15 protein-coding genes are annotated in these 16,426 nt (G+C 63.9%); 3 read left to right on the forward strand and 12 right to left on the reverse strand.

The window, feature by feature from the left end:
* Positions 1-135 precede the first annotated feature (135 nt).
* Positions 136-1,788, forward strand: a complete 1,653-nt coding sequence (locus CRO75_RS21070; protein ID WP_177409773.1) for a phosphoethanolamine--lipid A transferase — start codon at positions 136-138, stop codon at positions 1,786-1,788.
* A 134-nt stretch (positions 1,789-1,922) separates the two neighbouring features.
* Here the strand turns inward: CRO75_RS21070 and CRO75_RS21075 are convergent, their stop codons facing one another.
* From CRO75_RS21075 to CRO75_RS21090, 4 genes are all read right to left on the reverse strand, one after another.
* Positions 1,923-2,996 carry a fimbrial protein gene (locus CRO75_RS21075; protein ID WP_177409771.1) on the reverse strand — a complete coding sequence of 358 codons (1,074 nt, stop codon included), beginning with the start codon at positions 2,994-2,996 and terminating at the stop codon, positions 1,923-1,925.
* A gap of 330 nt (positions 2,997-3,326) precedes the next feature.
* The gene (locus tag CRO75_RS21080) at positions 3,327-4,295 is read right to left on the reverse strand and encodes a Gfo/Idh/MocA family oxidoreductase (RefSeq protein WP_097137897.1); all 969 of its coding nucleotides are present in this window, start codon (positions 4,293-4,295) and stop codon (positions 3,327-3,329) included.
* Between the two features lie 28 nt (positions 4,296-4,323).
* The gene (locus CRO75_RS21085; protein WP_097137899.1) at positions 4,324-5,208 is read right to left on the reverse strand and encodes a Dyp-type peroxidase; all 885 of its coding nucleotides are present in this window, start codon (positions 5,206-5,208) and stop codon (positions 4,324-4,326) included.
* 101 nt (positions 5,209-5,309) lie between these two features.
* The gene (locus CRO75_RS21090) at positions 5,310-6,347 is read right to left on the reverse strand and encodes an AraC family transcriptional regulator (RefSeq protein ID WP_092421191.1); all 1,038 of its coding nucleotides are present in this window, start codon (positions 6,345-6,347) and stop codon (positions 5,310-5,312) included.
* A 271-nt stretch (positions 6,348-6,618) separates the two neighbouring features.
* Between CRO75_RS21090 and CRO75_RS21095 the strand changes: the two genes are divergently transcribed.
* Both CRO75_RS21095 and CRO75_RS32870 read left to right on the forward strand, forming a co-directional pair.
* Positions 6,619-7,569, forward strand: coding sequence for a transporter (locus CRO75_RS21095; RefSeq protein WP_097137902.1), 951 nt, complete (start codon positions 6,619-6,621; stop codon positions 7,567-7,569).
* A 14-nt stretch (positions 7,570-7,583) separates the two neighbouring features.
* Positions 7,584-7,739, forward strand: a complete 156-nt coding sequence (locus CRO75_RS32870; RefSeq protein ID WP_155736168.1) for a hypothetical protein — start codon at positions 7,584-7,586, stop codon at positions 7,737-7,739.
* On the opposite strand, the gene CRO75_RS21100 is transcribed toward CRO75_RS32870, so the two are convergent.
* From CRO75_RS21100 to CRO75_RS21135, 8 genes are all read right to left on the reverse strand, one after another.
* A complete protein-coding gene (locus CRO75_RS21100; RefSeq protein ID WP_177409774.1) occupies positions 7,736-8,944 on the reverse strand; it encodes a DSD1 family PLP-dependent enzyme in 1,209 nt (402 codons plus the stop codon). The genes CRO75_RS32870 and CRO75_RS21100 overlap by 4 nt on opposite strands.
* Positions 8,945-9,028: 84 nt before the next feature.
* Positions 9,029-10,357 (reverse strand): D-arabinono-1,4-lactone oxidase, encoded by a 1,329-nt coding sequence (locus tag CRO75_RS21105; RefSeq protein ID WP_097137958.1) that lies wholly within the window; start codon positions 10,355-10,357, stop codon positions 9,029-9,031.
* A gap of 86 nt (positions 10,358-10,443) precedes the next feature.
* A complete protein-coding gene (locus CRO75_RS21110; RefSeq protein WP_097137906.1) occupies positions 10,444-10,845 on the reverse strand; it encodes a cytochrome c5 family protein in 402 nt (133 codons plus the stop codon).
* A gap of 189 nt (positions 10,846-11,034) precedes the next feature.
* Positions 11,035-11,757: a fimbrial protein gene (locus tag CRO75_RS21115; protein ID WP_177409772.1), complete on the reverse strand. Its 723-nt coding sequence runs from the start codon at positions 11,755-11,757 to the stop codon at positions 11,035-11,037.
* A gap of 706 nt (positions 11,758-12,463) precedes the next feature.
* Positions 12,464-13,300, reverse strand: a complete 837-nt coding sequence (locus CRO75_RS21120; RefSeq protein ID WP_097137910.1) for an energy transducer TonB — start codon at positions 13,298-13,300, stop codon at positions 12,464-12,466.
* Positions 13,297-13,743, reverse strand: coding sequence for a protein TolR (gene tolR, locus CRO75_RS21125; protein ID WP_097137912.1), 447 nt, complete (start codon positions 13,741-13,743; stop codon positions 13,297-13,299). Before tolR ends, CRO75_RS21120 begins: the two co-directional genes overlap by 4 nt.
* A gap of 13 nt (positions 13,744-13,756) precedes the next feature.
* Complete coding sequence (gene tolQ / locus CRO75_RS21130; protein ID WP_097137914.1) at positions 13,757-14,467, reverse strand: protein TolQ; 711 nt, start codon at positions 14,465-14,467, stop codon at positions 13,757-13,759.
* Positions 14,468-14,558: 91 nt separating this feature from the next.
* Positions 14,559-16,400, reverse strand: a complete 1,842-nt coding sequence (locus CRO75_RS21135) for a phytase (RefSeq protein WP_239990620.1) — start codon at positions 16,398-16,400, stop codon at positions 14,559-14,561.
* Between the last annotated feature and the right edge of the window lie 26 nt (positions 16,401-16,426).

The following is a 16,426-nucleotide window of genomic DNA, read 5'->3' on the forward strand; positions in this document are numbered from 1 at the left end:
CAGCGGGCGCTGGTTGGCGTGAGCCGATACGAAAAGCAGCGCCCTTTCGACATTTTTTTTACCAATCCCTATCTATAGTTGGCAGTGCAACTGCTGGCGCCTTCATCACAGGTAGAGGAACGAACTGAAATGGTCTTGGGCAAAGGACTGCGAATCCCGTCAATCACATCGACCCGCCTGGTGCTGCTGTTTTCCCTGGCGCTGGTGCTGCTCTACAACTTCGCCACCTGGCGCGCGCTGGGCAACCTGATCAGCCTGCAAGGCCTGCACAAGCTGGCGTTCTTCGCTTCCTTCGGGCTGTTCCTGTGGGCCGCCATCACCCTGCTGCTGACCCTGGTGTCCTTCCGCTGGACCCTGAAACCGGCGCTGAGCCTGGTGGCCCTGACCTCGGCCGCCGCCGCGTATTTCATGAACCAGTACGGCATCACCATCGACACGGTGATGGTGCAGAACGTGTTCGAGACCAACCCGGACGAAGCCGCCGCGCTGTTCAATTTCAAGCTGCTGGGCTACCTGCTGGTGCTGGGCCTGCTGCCGGTGGTGCTGATCTGGCGCTCCCCGGTGCGCTACCGGCCGTTCTTTCGCGGCCTGCTGAACAAGCTGTTGGTGATCGCCGGCTGTGTGCTGGTGATCGCGGTCTCGGTCGGTGCCTTCTATTCCACCTACGCGCCGATCTTTCGCGAAGAAGACAAGCTGACCCACTTCATCAACCCGACCAACTACATTTACGCCCTCGGCAAATACGCCAAGCAGAGCCTGGGGATCAAGCAACACCTGGTGGTCCAGCCAATCGGCCAGGACGCGGCGATGAGCGCCCAGGCCAGCACCCGGGAGAAGAAGTCGCTGATGATCCTAGTGGTCGGCGAGACCGCCCGCGCCGACCATTTCTCCCTCAACGGCTATGCCCGGGACACCAACCCGGAGCTGGCCAAGCTGGACATCCTCAACTTCACCCAGGTGCACTCCTGCGGCACCTCGACCGCGGTCTCGGTGCCGTGCATGTTCTCGATGTTTCCCCGCGAGGACTACAGCGACAAGAAGGGCAAGACCTACGAAGGCCTGCTGGATGTGTTGCAACGGGCCGGCGTGCAGGTGCTGTGGCTGGACAACAACAGCGACTGCAAGGGCACCTGCCTGCGGGTGCCGAACCGCGACATTCCCAAGACCCAGCCGAGCCCCTTCTGCGACGGCAAGAACTGCCTGGACGAAGCCCTGCTGGTGGACCTGCAGCAGTACATCGACCGCCTCGGCGACAACGCGATCATCGTCCTGCACGCCGACGGCAGCCACGGCCCGGAGTACTACGAGCGCTATCCGAAGAGCCTGGAGCGCTTCACCCCGATCTGCCACACCAACCAGCTGGGCAGTTGCAGCAGCGAGGAACTGGTGAACGTCTACGACAACACCATCCTCTACACCGACCACTTCCTGGCCCAGGTCATCGAGTTGCTCGAGCACAACCAGCAACGCTTCGACACCTCGATGCTGTACGTCTCCGACCATGGCGAGTCCCTCGGCGAAAACGGCCTGTACCTGCACGCCGCGCCCTACGCCCTGGCGCCGCAGGCGCAGACCCATGTGCCGATGCTGATGTGGTTCGGCCAGCAGGCCCTGAATGACCTGGGCATCCAGCGCGACTGCCTGCAAGGCAAGAGCGGCGAGCCAGACCTGAGCCACGACAACCTGTTCCACTCGGTGCTCGGGCTGTTCGAGATCAGGACCAGCCTGTACCAGCCGCAGTTGGACATCTTCCATTCGTGCCGGCCGAACATGACCGCGGCGCACTAGCGCCGCTGGATAGCGTTTGGCTGCTGTAGGAGCGGGCGGGCGGCGATCCGACTTGCCCGCGAAGGCCTAGGCGTGGTTTGCCTGGCACACCGCATCATCGTTTATCGCGGGCAAGCCCGGCAGAAGTCATCCGTCTACTGATAACTCATGGTAAAGGTCGCCGCCGCATTGGCTGACCCCGGGCGAACGCTAGTGGCCGTCTGGATATAACGCGCCTTGAACGGGATGGTCACCATGACGTTGCCAAACTCACCCACTTGCCATTGGTTTGGATTACCGGTTTCCGCCGAGTCCGGGCCATAGCTGACCGGTGTGCCGTCACCGCGCAATATCTGCACACTCACCCCTGAGGCCGTGGCGGGACCCGGCACCAGCGATAAATTACTGGACCTGTTACCCGGGCTGACAGCATCGGTCAGGGTCACGAACATTCTTGTGGTACTGCCTTCATTACCCCCTGAACATTTCAGGCGAATTTCCAGCGGAGACAATGGAGTCGCAGCCCCCACTCCTCTCATGGAATCGATCGAGATCTTGCCAAGGCCCACGGAGATAGCAGGGGTCAACAACGCACAAGAGGGCACTCTCGGTTTAATCTGCAAAGCACCATTAATCATAATGCGGCGAAAGTCCGAGCCATGATCATAAGCCGAGGTCGTGCCAATAAGTCCCGTTATTTTACCTGCTGCGGTAACAGGCCCCGTTTTCACCAACTCGACCGTAAAGTCCGATGCCGGCCCCAGATTAAAGACAGTACCAGTAGTTGATGTTCCTTGAGGCCACCATTGATTTGCGTTGATACCCCCACGAATACGGATACCGACACCGGCAACCGGAGTACTATAAGTATTGAATCTCCCTACGGGCCCGCGCCCCAAGTACCTAACATCGCCAATCGCACTGGTACACGTGGCTGAACCTCCCAACCCTGTTCCCTGTCCTGCAGAACTGTATATGACAGTACCATCAGGAACATTGGGATCAAAAGGTTCGGTCGCCGCCAGTGTCAGGGACACGATAAGTGATTCGACGACTTGTCCATTCGAGTTTTTGATAATGCAAGTTGCATTGGCCTTCACGCAAGAAAGCAAGGCAGCAACTAATATACTGAAAGCAAAAATCACTCTAGACATAAACAAGGTCATAAGAAATGGCTGGGGCAGCTTTATATCACCGCCCAAAAATTCACCAAAGAAAATTCGAAACATTTAAGAATCTTCTTAACAATAGCTTTACAGCCCTACTCAGCTACCAACACATAAGTCTATACAGACTTGAAAATGACTGAGCAGTCTTCGAGGACAATAACACTGAAGTGTCTTTTAACAGTTAAGCCCCTCTAGCATCGGACTTGCGAGCACAACGGGCAGGCCCGTTGTGCTTGTGCATTTGTCTCTACAGAACCCTACTGCGCCATCCTGCAGGAGCAAGACTTACTGGTGATAGCCCCAGACCGGACACCCGGAGGCGTCAGACAGGATTGACTCGGGCCAGACCGGGCCCCCCTCTGTTCCTACAACGGCGGTGTGTGTTGGCGATTAACCACGCCGAAGGATCAGGTCCATCACCCGGTCGGTTTTCACGGCCTCGGCGGCCAGCGCCGGGTGCTGCGCTTCACCACGAATATGGGCGTTCATGCCCAGCACGTGGTGCCACTGGATGTGCTCGGGGTTGTCGATGAACAGGCTCAGCTGTTCATCGGCGTCCAAGTGCAGCGGATGCTCGTCGAAGACCGAGAAAGCGATACGTCCCTGGCTGCCGATGATCTCCACCCGGTCCACCCGACGGTCCGCGACGAAGTTCCAGGCCCCCGTGCCCAGGGCGCCGCAGGCGAAGCGCCAGCTGGCGCTCACCGCGTCCTCGGCGCTGTACAGCCCAGCCTGCCGCGCAGTGAAACCGGCGACCTCGGTGATGTCCCCCAGCAGGTACTGGAACAGGTCCAGGCCGTGGCTCGCCAGGTCGGCGAAGTAACCGCCGCCGGCAATCTGGGGATCGGTACGCCAATTGCGGCCGCCATTGCGATCGGCCTCGGACGGCGCCTTGGTCAAGGTCCAGCTCAGGTGGCGGACCTCACCGATGCGCCCGTCCCGCAGCCATTGCCGCACCTGCTGGAAGCGCGGCAGGGAACGACGGTAATAGGACACGAACAGGTGCAAGCCGGCCCGCTGGAAAACCTGCTGCATCTCCAGGCTTTGCGCGGCGTTCAACGCCATCGGTTTTTCCACGCAGCAGTGCTTGCCGGCGGCGGCCACCCGCAAGCTGTAGGCGTGGTGACTGTCGGGCGGCGTGGCGATGTACACCGCGTCCACCTCGGGGTCGTCGATCAGCGCCTGGGCATCGGTGTAGAAACGCGCGATGCCGTGGCGCGCCGCATAGTCCCGCACCGCTTCCAGGCGCCGGCCCATCACCGCCACCAGGGCCGAGCCCGGCGCCTTGTAGAAGGCCGGGCCGCTCTTGCGCTCGGTGACACTGCCGCAACCGATCATGCCCCAGCGCACGGGCGGCATGCCCTCTCCTCCTGTGCCCATGGGCCGCTCAGACCGCTTGCAGGGCGCGCAGGTCGAGGCGGCCGTCCAGCAGCGGTGGGCACCAGTAGTAGCCGCCGGTGATCGGCCGGCTCATGCGGTACAGGCCATCGACGATGCCGTCTTCCAGGCCGCTCATGCGTCGCAGCTGGACTTCGAAGGCCTGGAGGCTGTGGCCGAAGGCGAGGAACATCAGGCCGCCCTTGTCGCCTTCGATCCACGGCATCGAGCGACGCACCATAAAGGCCTCGGGGGTGAAGCTCTCCTGGGCGGTGCGCTTGACGTGGGCCGAGTCCGGCGCGTCGTCCAGCTCTTCGTTGTCGCTCAGGCGGCGGCCGATGATGTTGTCGCGCTCCTCCTGATGCATTGCGGCAAAGCCCTTGAAGTCATGCTGCCACTGCTGGATCGCGGCGAAGCTGCCACCGCGCAGGCCGTCGCTGCCGTCGGCCAGGGCCGCGGAAACTGCCTCTTCATCGTGGGGGTTTTCAGTGCCGTCCTCGTAACCGGTCAGGTCGTGGCCGGTCTTGTGGCGGAAGGCTTCGTTCATCTGCACCAGGCGCAGCGCCGGGGCCAGGGCGGTCGCCAGGGCGTTGCCGCGGTGCAGCAGTTCGCCGCGGTCTTCGCCATGCAGCCAGACCCACAGCGCATGCTGGGTCGAAGGGTTGTCGACGCCGACCCCGGTCAGCGCCGGGAAGGCCTTGAGCCCCTGCACGCGGGCGCCCAGCGCCTTGACCAGCGACGCGCCAAACCCTGCTACCGCCGTTTTCCCGTCCACCAGCGTCAGCAGACGATCGATCGCCGCCGGCAGCGCCTCGATGGATTCGAGGGCGAAAAACAAATGGCGAGCCTGGCTCGGAACGGGGGTGGCAAGAATGCCCGGCTGGTAGTAACTCATAGCGACTCCTTGAAGAAAGCGCGAAGTTTACCCGGAGCACCACAATTTGTGGGGGTTTAGACACCCATGAAGTGACGCGGTGAAGGGCCACGCCCCCTGCCCTACGCCTGGCCGCCCTCCTCCCGATAGGCACTGGGGCTCAGGCCGGTCCAACGCTTGAACGCCCGGCGAAAACTGCGCACGTCGCTGTAGCCGACCGCCTCGGTGATGCGCTCGATGGACAGCTGCGGGTTGGCCAGCAGGCTCAGGGTGCGCGCCCGGCGCACCTGCTCCAGCAGCGCGTCGAAGGTCAGGTCGTGCTCGCTCAGGCGCCGGCGCAGGGTGCGCCCGCTCATGTTCAGGTCACTGGCGACCTGGTCGATATGGCTGCCCTGGGTCAGGTCGCGGGAGATGGCCCGCTCCACCGCCTGGATCAGGTCCAGCTTGCGGTGCACCTGGGCGCTTTCCAGTTCCAGCAGCTTGAGCGCCTGGCGCAGGGCCACGGCGTGGTGGTTGGGCAGGCGCGTATCAAGCCATTCGCCGGCGATGACCATGCGGTTGTGCAGGCAGCCGAAGTGCACGTCGGGCCCCAGCAGGCGCAGGTACTCGTCCTGGTAAGCCGGGGCGGCGTGCATGAACTCGACCCGCAGCGCCTGGAAATCGGCGCCGACCAGGGCACGGCCATAGACCGGCAGGCTGGCGAAGAACTCTTCGACGGCAAAGATCTGCACATCGCTGTAGGGCAGCCGGCATTCGGCCTCGACGAAAAATTCGTCGCCCTGCTGCCGCACCGTGCAGCTGACGATGCCGCCCGAGGTGTGCTGGTGGCGGATGCCGATGTCGAAGGCATCACGCAGGGTCTTGCACAGCGACAGCACATGCCCCAGCAGGCCCAGGGTGCCGAGCACGTTCTGATGCCCGACCCACAGGCCCAGGCCCTGCCGGGGCAAGGCCTTGAGCGCGCGCTGGATCATCGCCACGGCCTGGCGGTAGGAGATGCGTTGCGCAGGGTCCTGCAGGTCGTCGAGGGTGAAGCCCAGGCCGCGGCACAGGGCGTGTGGGTCGACGCCGTGGCTGCCGGCGACTTCGGCCAGGGTCTGCAACAGGAAGGGTGAAACCAGGGCCAGTTGGTACTGTGGATCGACGGCTTTCATCTGCATGGGCATCGGGTCCCGAGCCGGTTCGGCTGCAATGCTTATTCTGGTTATGCGCCCCGCTCCCATCACCGCCAGGGCGAGGCGAGCGCCCGCTCAGCATAGCGTTTTCCGCTCGCGTTCACGCAAGGATGTAACAAGTCATTGCAGGCTGGCCGCGAAAGTCCCCCTCAGTGGCCGCCAATACCCTGCCTGCCCGGGTGCCGAAGGCTTATTCCTATGGGGCGGCCGGAAACCGGCCCACTGCGCGCCCACTGACAATAATAAGAGCCCGAACATGAATTCGACCCGCACCCCTCTCTCCCGACGCCTCGCCGCCAGCCTGGCCTGCCTCGCCGCCCTGCCCGCCCTGGCCCCGGCCAGCGAATCCGGGGTCGACAATATCGGCCCCGGCACCGACGGTTTTTTCATCCTGCCGCTGGACGTCAACGACCTGCCGGACCACATGTTCGCCTTCAACCTGTATTACAACCACTACGAAGCGCGGAAGCTGAATATCAGCTCCCTGGGCGGCAAGGTGCCGGACGTGCGGATCGTCTCGGACGCGATCATTCCCCGCCTCGACTACCTGAGCCCGCTGCGGCTGTTCGGCGGGCGCCTCGGCGGTTACGTGGCGCAGCCCTATCTGCGCCAGCAGGTGGGGGTTTTCGGCCTCAAGGACCAGCGCGAAGGCATGGGCGACACCACCATCGCGCCGATCATCCTGTGGGACCTGGGCAAGAACCTGACCCTGGGCGCCGCCGTGGAAATCACCCTTCCCACCGGCAAGTACGACGCGACGCGCCTGGCCAACACCAGCAACAATTTCTACACCTACAAGCCGCTGGTTTCGGTGACCTGGCTGCCGACCCCGCGCACCGAGCTGTCGCTGAAGACCACCTACAGCTTCAACGAGGAAAACCACGCCACCGACTACAAGTCCGGGCAGATTTTCCACTTCGACTATTCCGCCAGCTACAAGGTGACCGACAACCTGAGCCTGGGGCTCAACGGCTACTACCTGAAGCAGACCAGCGACGACAAACAGTATGGCCGCACCGTGCAGTTTCTCGGCGAGGACGTGGACGACGGCGTGCGCGGCCAGGTGTTCGCCATTGGCCCGGCGCTGTACCTGACCTTCCTCAAGTACGCCAGCGCGGAGATCCGCTGGGCCAAGGAGTTCGACGTGGAGAACCGGCCCGAGGGCGAGATGCTGTGGGCCAAGCTGACGATTCCGTTCTCTTTGTAATGGAGGAGCGCAGCTTGCGCGCGATGAACGATAACGCGGTGGTTCAGACATTCCGCGTCACGGTCATCGCGGGCAAGTCGGATCGCCGCCCGCTCGCTCCTACAGAAGAACGCAATCTGGTAGGAGCGAGCTTGCTCGCGAAAGACCTTGAGAACAGCGCAAAAACCTAGCTATAGACCGGCCAGCGCTCGACGATCCGCCCACCACGCACCGCCAGCAGGTCGCCGAATTGCAGCAGCAGCGCTTCGCTCTGCATCGGCCGCAGGAACACCTGGTCGTCCGGCCCCAGGCCCACGGCGGGCGAGCCGTTGACCATCTCCTGGTTGGAACTGCGACCGAACAGACCGTTGCTTTGCAGCCCCGCCGGCGACTCGAACTCGGCCTGCCAGTTGCCGCCATAGATGAAGAAGGTCTCGCGCTGGTTCGGGTCCCACCAGGCCAGCAGCTTCGACTTGTCGTCCAGCGCCGGGATGCGCACCGGGCCAGTGTTTTTCAGCACCGGGGTAGCGATGTAGGCTGCGGGCCGATGTTCGCTGAGGGATGGCAGGTCGTAATGGGTCGGCTTGAGCATCGCCGTGCCCACCGACACCTCGCTGCTCAACTGTTCCCGCTCATGCATGCGGTAGCTGGGGCTGCCGGCGGTATTGAGGGTCAGCCCCGGCTGCCAGAGCGCCGGATGGCGTTGCCGGGTGAAGTCCACGGCGCTCTGGTAGCGCTGCATGACCTTGGCGAACAGCGCTTCGGGCGAGCCGAGAATGCCCGGCACGCCCATGCCGACAAAGGGGTCGTAGCCCATGAAACCGGCGAACTCCAGGTGCTGGGGGTTGGCCGCGATCAGGGTCAGCAGCGGCCCCAGGCCGCTGCTGTCCTTCACTCCACCGCGGTGCAGGCCGACGTCCAGCTCGATATTGATCCGCAGCCGGGTGCCCAGGCCGCGGGCCAGGGCCAGGTATTGCTGCAAACGTTCCGGGGTATCGATCAGCCATTGCAACTGCCGGGCCGGGTCGAACCGGCCTTTGTGGCCCTGGTAGAACAGCTCGGCCGAACGCACCGGCAGCGGCTTGCCCAGCAGGATATCGGCCTCGGGAAAACGCAGGGCATCGTGATTGAGGAATGGCTGGTGGAACGACATCAGGCGCTGGGTGCCGGCACGCTGGCCGATGTACGCCAGCAGCCCCGGCGACGGCAGGGATTTCTCCACCAGCCGCAGCTGCTTGCCGCCGCGCTTGACCGACTGCAGCACCACATCGATGTTGTGGTCCAGGCGATCGAGGTCGATCAGCAGCACCGGGCGCATCGGGCCGTGGGCCTTGAGTTCCTGGTTCAGCGCGCGGAAATAGTCGCTGTAGGGCCCGCCCCGGTCGGCGGGCCGCAGCCAGGTACCCACCCCCGCCAACAAGGCGCCGACACCCGCAGTACCGAGCAGGAAGTTGCGTCGATTCATGCTTTTTATCTCCCTTCAGACCACGCCCAGGATGGACGACAGGTGTGCATTGAGGAACTTGCCTCCGGGGTCCAGCGCTTCGCGCACCCGGGTGAATTCCCGCCAGCGCGGGTACAACGCCTGCAACTGCCGGGCGTTGAGGCTGTGCAACTTGCCCCAGTGCGGGCGGCCGGCGTACTTCCAGAAGATCGGTTCGATGGCGGCGAAGAAGTTGTGGTGGTCCATGGCGTAGTGCTGGTGCACCGAGATCGAACAGCTGTCGCGGCCCTCGAACATGCTCAGGGCAATGTCGTCGGCCTGGACATAGCGGTACTCGATGGGAAACCAGGTGCGCAGGTCCTTGTCGCGGATCAGCTTGAGGATTTCCCGCAGGCAGGCCGGGCCGTGCTCGGCCGGCACCGAGTACTCCATTTCGTTGAAGCGCACGTTGCGCACGTTGGCGTAGACCTCGTAGGAGTCGCCGACCCGGTCGTCGAAGCGGGCGAAATGCCGCAGGCTGTTGAGCAGGGTGCGGCGGGTTTCGGGAAAGTCGCTGAGGTATTTATCGAGGTTCTCGATCAGGCTGACGAACTCGTTGCCACCCTCTTCCGCCGGATCCACGGGCGGGGTCGCCGGGTCATCGGTTTCATTCAGGGCAATCGACAGCGCGTAGTCGGAATGGGTGACCACCAGCATTTCCCAGTGCTGGTTCTCGCGGGTATTTTTCGCCAGGTCTTCGAGCAGTTCCTCGGTCTTGGCGATCCACTGTTTTTCCCGCAGGCGATAGGCCGGGCGATTCTGCAGACGCACCCGGGTGGTCACGCCCAACGCACCGAGGGAGACCCGCGCTGTGTTGAAGATTTCGGCGTTACGGCTGCTGTCGCAGTCCAGCACCTCGCCGCTGGCGGTCACCAGTTGCAGGCCACACACCTGGGCCGAATAGGACTTGAAGCCGACACCGGTGCCGTGGGTCGAGGTGGCGATGGCCCCGGCCAGGGTCTGGTAGTCGATGTCGGCCATGTTCGGCAAGGCCTGGCCGATCGCCTTGAGCGGCGCGCCCATGCGCGACATCGGCGTGCCGGCGGCGAACTCGGCCTGCAAAGTGGCGGCATCATGGCTGAGCAGGCCGCTGAAAAAACTCAGCGACAGCAGCGTGCCGTCGGTGGGCACCAGGGCGCTGAAGGAATGCCCCGAACCCACCGGGCGGATCTTGCCCGGGGTCTGGCGAATCACCTGCACCAGCTCGTCGAGGTCCTTGGGCGCCAGCCGCGCCAGGGGCAGGCAGCTTTGCGCGCCGGACCAGTTGCGCCAGGGAATCAGCCGGGGCGCCCGCACCAGCTCGGCCAGCAGCGGGTTGCTGGCCAGCGCGCTGAAGGTCCCGGCTACCGCGGCGCGTTGCAACAGCTGACGTCGTGTGAGGGGCATGCTCATGCCAGTGTCCTTGTGCCGGATTATTGGAGGTCTTGTGCGGACATGAAGCGGATCAGGCCGAGGAACTGCTCCTCGGAACACTGCATGCACAGGCCCATCGGCGGCATGCCGTTATAGCCGTTGATGCTGTGGTCCAGCAGGGTGTCGGCGCCCTGGGCGATGCGCGGGCGCCAGGCCTGGACGTCGCCGGTCAGCGGCGCGCCGGACGCCGGGTTGGCGTGGCAGAGTTTGCAGCTGCTGTCATAGATCCGCGCCAGCGCCGAGTCGTCGGGCAGCTGTTGCAGGGTGGCCGCCGATGGCGGCGCGGGCTTGTCGCCGCAGGCCACCAGCAGCCCGCCCAGCACCAGCCACAGGGCGATGCGCCCCAGGCGATACGGCGTGAGGACGGATGAAAACCGCAGCGAGGCAGTCGGTGCCGACATGGTGTTCCTCTCGGGTGACGGTCGGGATCGACCCAGAGCCAACACTAAGGCAGGCGCGGCCACGGCCTGAGGGCATTGCGGGCCAGCGAGGGGGGCATCTGCGGCCAGGTCCTACAGCAGCACAAGAGCGTTTGAGCGTGATGTGCTGGGTTTACTGAATTGACCGCTGAATGCAGAGCGTCCGCTCGGCTACTGGTAGCTCATGGTGAAGGTCGCAGCAGCATCGGCCGTTCCAGGACCGACCTTGCCACCGGTGGGGATATAACGCGCCCTTAACGGAATGGTCACCAGGCCGTTACCGAACTCACCTACTTGCCACTGATTCGGATTGCCAGCTACCGCCGAGTCGGGACCAAAGCCGACCAGCGTGTCGTCGCTGCGCAGTATCTGGATACCCACTCCCGTGGCGGAAGTGCCAGACAGCAACGACAACGTAGTGGAGCGATTGCCCGGGTTGGCGGCATCGCTCAAGGTCATGAACATTCTTGTATGGGCGCCTGCATCCCCGCCCGAGCATTGCAAACGAATCTCCAGAGGACGTGCCGGGTTGGTAGCGCCCTTATCGGCCACAGCATTGATGTGTACTTTGCCCATGCCCACGGCGATCGTGGGGGTCGATACGGTGCACGTAGGCACTCTCGGCTTGATCTCCAGATTGCCGTTGATTACAAAACGCTGGAAGTCGATACCGTGATCGATAGACCTAAAGGTACCGATAAGCCCGGTCATCCGCCCCGCCGCCGTAATAGGGCCGGTTTTTACCAACTCGATTTTTACGGAAGGGTAGTAATCGTACAGAGCGTACATCGTCGAGCTGGACGAAAATGACTGTGGCCACCATCCCGCTTTATAGTAGTTTATTCGAATACCCACACCGGAAACCGAAGTCGCATAGGTATTGAACCTGCCCACGGCCCCTACCCCTCTATACTCGAGACGGCCAATAGGTCCGGAGCACTCGGCTGCCCCTACCTGCGCTGATCCTTGTGAGGTTGAACTGTACAGGACCGTGCCGTCAGGAACACTGGGATCAAAGGATTCGGACGGTGCCACTGGCAATCTGACAATGCGCGTACCGACGTCAACGCCGCCAGCATGAATAATGCAACTTGCTTGCACTTTCGAGCAGACAAGTGAAAGGACAAACACAAGAATCCCGAAAAAATGCTTCCGAAAATAGAGAGACATGAGATAACGAGCATCATGGAAAGTGGGGCCAGCTTTATATCATCAACCTTGTCAAAACTTAAAAATCGGACTTATTTTCAGAAACGCCTTATATAAAACTTTAAGAATCGCCTTATATAAAAAACATCTTATACCGCCTCTAAAGATTACTTAGCCAAACGACTGGCCATTCAATCTGGATACGAATGGAAACAGTGAGAAAGTTTCTGTTCGATACGCATCGGATCTAGAGGGTTACCGCAATGTTTTCCTCACCGGCCGCCAGGCTTCCCACTGACAGAAAAATACGCACAACCCCGTAGGAGCGAGCGGGCGGCGATCCGACTTGCCCGCGATGGAGACACCGCGGTTTGTCTGCGGCACCGCGTATCGTTCATCGAGGGCAGTCGAACACCGACGGGCCGCCCCTACAGAAGAAGAACAGCCGACGCTATTTGATGCGGTAGTGAAAGGTGTTGCGCACCGCGGGCACCGCCACCGCCTGGCCGTCGACGATGCGCGGCTGGTAGCGAAAGGTGTTGGCCGCCGCCAGCGAGGGGCGGATAAACAGCGGGTGGCAGCCATCGAGCACCTTGGGATTCTCCACCTTGCCTTGCGGGTTAACGCTGTATTCCACGGTGCAGTCGCCCTCGATGTGCTTGTCCAGGGCGCGTTGCGGGTAGTCCGGGGCCTCCTTGCTCAGGGGCAGGTACTGGCGGCTGTCGGCCACGGCCTGGGCGGCAGCTTGTTGCCGGGCGCGCTCGGCGGCCAAGCGGGCCTGTTCGGCACGCTGCTGCTGTTGCGCTTGCTCCTGGGCCAGGCGCTGTTGCTCGGCTTCGCGGCTGCGCTGTTGGTTTTCCTGGCGCTCGCGCTGCTGCTCGGCCAGCTGTTCGCGTTTCTTGTCCTCGACCCGTTTGCGCGCCAGGGCCGCCTGTTCGAGCTTGCGCGCCTGGAGCTGCGGATCGACAGCAGGCTTGACCGGCTCGACCGGGGCCGCGAGCACCGGCTCCGGTGGTGCGGGTGCCGATACGGGCTCGACCATGGCCGGCGCGGGCTCGGGCGCTTGCGCTGTCGGCGGCAACATCACCAGTTGGGTACGCAACACCGCCGGCTGTTCGGCGGCCGGCGGCTCTACCGACCAGCCCGCCACCAACAGCGCCAGCACCCCGGCGTGCAGCGCCACCGCCAGGGCCGCGGCCAGCGCATGGGGTCGCCAGTGCCTGGGCGAGGGTTGCAGGGAGAGTTCGTCGAAAGCCTGCCGTGGACTGTGCATGATCATCGCCGTCATTGCGGGGCCTCGGTCACCAGCCCCAGGTTGCTCACCCCGCCCTGCTGCAACGCCGCCATGGCCGCCACCACCAGGCCGTAGCCGGCGTCCTGGTCGGCGCGGATGTAGACCTGGGTATCGCTGCGCGCGGCGACGATTTGCGCGACCTTGGCGCGCATCTCGTCGAGGTCCACCGCGCTGTCGGTCCGCTGGCGCGTATCCAGCTCGCCGCCGAGGTTCCAGTAGTAGCCGCCCTCGGCCTTCACCGACAGGGTCAGGATCTGCTGCCGGGTGTCAGTGGCCAGGGCCTCGCTGGCAACCTTGGGCAGTTCGATCTTCACCCCCTGGGTGAGCATCGGCGCAGTGACCATGAAGATCACCAACAGCACCAGCATCACGTCGATGTAGGGCACCACGTTCATTTCGGCCTTGGGCCCGTGCTTGCGTTGCGGCCTGACTAGCATCTGCACTCTCCTCTCAGGCCGCGACGGCCAGGTTCGACGACGCGCCGTGCAACTGGCGATGCAGGCGCGCCTGCAGTTCGTTGCCGAAGGCGTAGTAGCGGGTCAGCAGGGTCTGGCCGCGGGCGGCGAAGCGGTTGTAGGCGATCACCGCGGGAATCGCCGCGAACAGGCCGATGGCGGTGGCGATCAGCGCTTCGGCGATGCCCGGGGCCACGGTCGACAGGGTCGCCTGTTGCACCTGGGACAGGCCGAGGAAGGAATTCATGATCCCCCACACGGTGCCGAACAGGCCGATATAGGGGCTGACCGAACCGACCGTAGCGAGGAACTGCAAGCCTTTCTCCAGGCGGATTTCCTGCTCGCTGATGGCCACGTACAGCGAACGTTCCACCCCTTCGAGCACCACCCCGGCCGGGTTGCCGCCCTGCTGGCGCAGCTGGCTGTAGGCCTGGAAACCGGCCTGGAAGATCGGCTCGACCCCGCCCTCGCCGTCCGCCCGTTGCAGGCTTTCGCGGTACAGCGGGGTCAGTTCGGCGCTGCTACGAAAACGCTGGATGAAGGCGTCGAGCTGGCGTTCGGTACGCTTGAGCACGCTGGTGCGCTGGATGATCAGGTACCAGCTGAGCAACGACGCCAGCAACAGGGTGAGCATGACTGCCTTGACCAACAGGCTGGCATCGCCGATCAACCCCCAGATGGTCATGTGTTCCAGTGTCGCCTGCATGGTGAAACTCCTTTGCCTGTGCGCCCGGGCCGTCAATCCGCGACGGCCCCGGGGCTATTCGATGACATGTTGATGAACGGTTAATGACAGCTCAGGGCAGTTGCAGCGCCCTGGCCACCTCGGCCCAGGGCACGAACTTGAAGTTCTGGGTCTGCTCGGGCATGCGCTTGCGGCCGTCCTGGACCACCAGCAAGCCCTGGCTCCAGGGCCCGCCCAGGTTGGCCGAGGTGACTTCCAGGCCATCGGTTTCCGACGCCCCGTCGATGCCCGCGGCGGCATTCAGGCCGACCCGGAAAGCCCCACGGGAGGCGAACGGCGGCTCGGCGTCGAGCAGCACATAGCTGTCGTTGCCCTGGCTGGAAATCACCAGGTAGTCATGCGTCTCGCTCTGGTACAGCGCCAGGCCCTCGACATCGGCATGCAGCTGCGGGCCGACCTTGATCACGCTGGCGAGGTTGGCCGGCTGGTCGGCGCGGGCATCCACCGCCCACACCCCGACGTCTTCCTCGCCGAGGAACAGGCGCTGGCGCTGGTCGTCGGCGACACAGCCTTCCGGCTGGCTGTCGACCTTGAACTGGCGCACCAGCTCGCCCTGGACCCGGCCATCGGCGGCACTCAGGCGGTATTGCAGGAAGCGGCCGTCCTTGCCGTTGGCGAAGGCATACAGCTCGCCGCTAGCCGGCTGGAACAGGCAGATACCGTAGATTTCCTTGAGCGGCGTGGGGATCTCCCCGGCTTCGCGCAGCTCGCCGCTGGCGCGATCGATGCTGAACAGGCTGAGGCTGTTGTGATCGCGGTTGCTCGCCACAGCCAGGTCGACCACCTGGGTACCCAGCTTGAAGTTCGCCCGCAGGTCGACGTTGTTCAACCGCCCCACCGGCAACTCCTGGAGCAACTTGCCTTGCAGGTCGTAGGCCAGCAGCCCCTGCTTCTTGTTGGTGCCCAGCACCCGGCTCAGCGCCGGCTGGCGCGGATGAATCCAGATCGCCGGGTCGTCCGCCGCGTCGCCCTGGCGCCCCACCGGCTCGCTCTGGCTCAGGGCCGGCACATTCGGCAGCACCGGCGCCAGCGGCACCGGGGTGGCCTGCCAGTCCAGCCGGCCCTGGTAGACCTGCCCATCGTCATCGTCGCGCAACAGTATTTGCAGGCCCTTGGCGCTGGCCTGCACGGCGAGATTTTCCGGCTCCTTCAGGCCGGGCAAGTTCAGGTTGGCCCTGGGCGACCAGCCTTCGCCCTGTTGGTCGCCCTGCTGATAAAGGTGCAGCCGCGCCGCCTTGGGGTCGAGCGCCAGCACGCCGCCCGGCACCAGGGCCATGGCGCCGGCGGCCTTGGCGATGTCGCCGAAGGGCGCGCGCATGGCCACCGGCCGCCGCTCGACCTGCGCCTCGGGGTGCGCCGGGTAGGCCCACCAGCCGACGTTCTCTTCGTTGACCAGCAACTGATTGGCGCCATCGTCCACCTGGCAGAACTGCGCCGCCGGCGGCAGCGGTACGCCGCGTACCCGTTGCGCGGTGGCGCTCAGCCGGGCGCCGGCGCCCACCAGCCATTGCTCGCCCTTGCCCTCCTCGCCCACCAGGAACAGGAACAGGTTGCTGGCCTCGTCGCGGTACAGGCACAGGCCGTTGACCGGGAAGTCCCGTGCCGGCAGGTACAACGGCTGGCCCCATTGGCGGCTCTGCGGATCGAGGCTGACCAGCAGCGCCTGCTGGCGATCGTTGTCCAGGCTCGCGACCAGCACCTGGCGGCCGGCGGCACGGGTATCCAGGCTGCTGAAGTTGCCTTTGAAGCGAGCCAGCTCGGCCCCCTCGGCATCCAGCAACAGCAGGCCGTCACGGTTGCTCGCGGCGAGGCGCTCGGAGCCGTTGGGCAGGAAGGTGATGGCATCTGCCTCAAGTGCCGGTGCCCAAGGGCCCAGAGCCAGATCGGCGGCCATCGTCTGGCCGCAGGTCAACGCAGCCA

The sequence above is a fragment of the Pseudomonas sp. LAMO17WK12:I10 genome, from assembly GCF_900215185.1.
GTDB classification, from domain to species: Bacteria; Pseudomonadota; Gammaproteobacteria; order Pseudomonadales; family Pseudomonadaceae; genus Aquipseudomonas; species Aquipseudomonas chlororaphis.